This window comes from Flavonifractor sp. (assembly GCF_019422385.1).
GTDB lineage: Bacteria > Bacillota > Clostridia > Oscillospirales > Oscillospiraceae > Flavonifractor > Flavonifractor avistercoris.
Window position 1 is genome coordinate 1024 of sequence record NZ_JAHZDL010000133.1, and the last position, 3230, is coordinate 4253.

2 protein-coding genes and 1 pseudogene are annotated in these 3230 nt (G+C 62.6%); all 3 read left to right on the top strand.

Features of this window, described 5'->3' with window-relative positions; genetic code table 11:
* Nucleotides 1–210 precede the first annotated feature (210 nt).
* Nucleotides 211–1425, top strand: coding sequence for an FprA family A-type flavoprotein (locus QZ378_RS12275; RefSeq protein WP_191385107.1), 1215 nt, complete (start codon nucleotides 211–213; stop codon nucleotides 1423–1425).
* Nucleotides 1426–1642: 217 nt separating this feature from the next.
* Entirely contained in the window at nucleotides 1643–3061 is a 1419-nt protein-coding gene (locus QZ378_RS12280; RefSeq protein ID WP_291258472.1) for an MATE family efflux transporter, read from the top strand.
* Between the two features lie 66 nt (nucleotides 3062–3127).
* Nucleotides 3128–3230 (top strand): annotated as a pseudogene (locus QZ378_RS12285) (low molecular weight phosphotyrosine protein phosphatase); the annotation flags it as partial.

Consider the following 3230-nt stretch of genomic DNA (forward strand, 5'->3'; position numbering starts at 1 on the left):
GATTTTTCGCGGAGCGGCAAGCAGTGTGCCGTCGCGGAGCCGCCGAAGCATGACAAGCAGAAGTGCGGATGGCGTGCGGAGCAGGCACACAGCGCGCCGCGCAGACGAAAAAACAGGCGTACGCCCGAAGGGCGAAGCGGATTTTTCGCGGAGCGGCAAGCAGTGTGCCGTCGCGGAGCCGCCGAAGCATGACAGATAAGGAGGAAGATTATGTATTGCGTGCGCAAGGTAACCGACGATCTGTACTGGGTGGGGGCCAACGACCACCGGCTCCACCTGTTTGAGAACATCCACCCCATCCCCAAGGGGGTCAGCTACAACGCCTACCTGCTGCTGGACGAGCAGTCCGTGCTGTTCGACACGGTGGACTGGTCTGCCTACCGGCAGCTCCAGGAGAACCTGGACCACCTGCTGGGCGACAAGCCCCTGGACTGGCTGGTGGTCAACCACATGGAGCCCGACCACGGCGCCAGCGTGGAGCAGATCCTCCGCCGCTACCCCAAGGTGAAGGTGATCTCCACCGAGAAATCCTTCATGCTCATGCGGCAGTTCGGCTTCCACCCCGACGAGCACGAGTGCGTCCAGGTGAAGGAGGGGGATACCCACTGCTTCGGCAGGCACACCGTGGCCTTCGTGGGCGCCCCCATGGTCCACTGGCCCGAGGCCATGGTCACCTTTGACACCACCAACGGCGTGCTTTTCTCCGCCGACGCCTTCGGCTCCTTCATCGCCCTGGACGGCAAGCTCTTCGCCGACGAGGTCAACTTCGACCGGGACTGGATCGACGAGGCCCGCCGCTACCTCACCAACATCGTGGGCAAGTACGGCCCCCACATCCAGCTGCTGCTGAAAAAGGCCGGCGGCATCCTGGACCAGATCAAGTACATCTGCCCCCTCCACGGGCCCGTGTGGCGCAAGGATCTGGGCTACTTCATCGACAAGTATGACAAGTGGAGCCGCTACGAGCCGGAGGAGAAGGGCGTCATGATCGCCTACGCCTCCATGTACGGCAACACCGAGGCCGCCGCCCAGGCCCTGGCCGCAAAGCTGTGCGAGAAGGGCATCACCAACGTGGCGGTGTACGACGTGTCCAACACTCACGTGTCCTACCTGATCGCCGAGGCGTGGAAGTACAGCCACATCGTCCTGGCCTCCGTTACCTACAACCTGGGCATCTACCCGGTGATGAAGAGCTTCCTGGAGGACATGAAGGCCCTCAACCTGCAGAACCGCACCTTCGCCCTCATCGAGAACGGCTCCTGGGCCTGCAAGTCCGGGGATCTGATGCAGAAGTTCATCGACGAGGAGATGAAGAACATGACCGTCCTCAACGAGCGGCTGAGCATGGCCTCCTCCCTGGGGGACGACAAGGCCGTGGAGCTGGATGCCCTGGCCGACGCTCTGGTGGAGTCCGTCAACGCCTGACCCTATTTTGCAAAAGGACCGGCACCCGCCCCACCAGCGGATGCCGGTCCTTTTTGGTTGTACCGCTCTGTCCTGATTTCTGCCTGAAATTTTTGGAAAAACCCCAGCAGAGCTTGTGAAAAACGCCTCTATGCACGGAGGGCGAACCCCGCTATAATAATCCGTTGTTTGGCGCGGCGGAAGTTCGGCCGCACCGGCGGGAAGCGAGGTATTCTCTATGATGAAGGATCTGACGACCGGCAGTCCCATGCGGCTGATTCTCAGCTTTGGGCTGCCCACGCTGCTGGGCATGCTGTTCCAGCAGTTCTATAACCTGATGGATACCATGATCGTGGGCAAACTGCTGGGCGCGGGCGCTCTGGCGGCGGTGGGCTCCACCAGCTCCATCAGCTTTCTGGTGATCGGCTTCTGCATGGGGGTGTGCAACGGCTTTGCCATTCCGGTGGCGCAGCGGGTGGGGGCCAACGACCCGGTCCGCATGCGCCGCTATGTGGCCAACGCCGCCTATCTCTCCGCCCTGTTCGCCCTGGTGCTCACGGTGGCCACGGGCCTGCTGTGCCGGGCCATCCTCACGGTGATGCAGACACCGGCGGACATCTTCGACGGCGCATACATCTATATCTTCATCATCTTTATGGGCATCCCCACCACCTTCCTCTACAACCTGCTGGCGGGGATCATTCGCTCTCTGGGGGACAGCCGGGCACCGGTGTACTTCCTGGCCCTGTCCTCGGTTCTGAATATCTTCCTGGACTTTGCCTTTATTCTGTGGTTCCACACCGGGGTGGCGGGGGCGGCCATCGCCACAGTGGTGTCCCAGGGGATCTCCGGCGTGGCCTGCCTGGCCTATATGTGGAAGAAGTACCCCATCCTCCGGATGACCCGGGAGGAGCGCCGGCTGGATCCGGATACCTGCCGCCACCTGTGCATCATGGGGGTGCCCATGGGGCTTCAGTACTCCATCACCGCCATCGGCTCCATCGTGCTCCAAGCTGCGGTCAACGGCCTGGGCAGCACCTATGTGGCGGCGGTGGCGGCGGGAAGCAAGCTGTTTCAGCTGCTCTGCTGCCCCTTTGACGCCATGGGGGCCACCATGGCCACCTACTGCGGCCAGAACGTGGGGGCCCTGAAGCTGGGGCGCCTGGGCCAGGGGATCCGGTCCTGTACCCTGCTGGGGGTGATCTGCTCCGGGGCCATCCTGCTCTCCATGGTGCTCTTCTCCGGCCAGTGCGCCATGCTGTTCCTGGATCCCAAGGAGCCGCAGCTGGAGCTGCTGCGCTCCCTGACCAGCCAGTATATCCTGATCAACAGTGCCTTCTGCATCCCCCTGTCCCTGGTAAATATCGTCCGCTTCTCCATCCAGGGGATGGGCTACAGCGTCTTCGCCATCCTGGCCGGTGTGCTGGAGATGGCGGCCCGCGTGGGCGTGGCCTATTTCCTGGTCCCGCCGCTGGGCTATGCCGCGGCCTGCTTTGCCTCTCCTGCCGCCTGGATCAGCGCTGACGCCTTCCTGATTCCGGCCTGCATGCTCTGCATCGCGCGTCTGCGCCGGCGCTACCCGGCCGAGGACGGGACGCCCCAACAAGTTCCCGCCCCGGCCAGGCAGTCTTGTGGGGAGAGGCCGGCGCCGATGTAAGCAAAATGCCCCATATGATAAAATGAGTCACGCAGCATTCTGGGAATACGGAGGGACGTGAGGACGATGGTAAAAGTGCTGTTCGTGTGCCACGGCAATATCTGTCGGAGCCCAATGGCCGAGTATGTGATGAAGGACTTGGTGAAAAAGGCGGGGCTGGAGGGCCAGT

What these genes read in the sequence shown, in the direction of transcription:
- QZ378_RS12280 (WP_291258472.1), top strand. Translation starts at nt 1,643, where the DNA reads ATGATGAAGGATCTGACGACCGGCAGTCCCATGCGGCTGATTCTCAGC.
- QZ378_RS12275 (WP_191385107.1), top strand. Translation starts at nt 211, where the DNA reads ATGTATTGCGTGCGCAAGGTAACCGACGATCTGTACTGGGTGGGGGCC.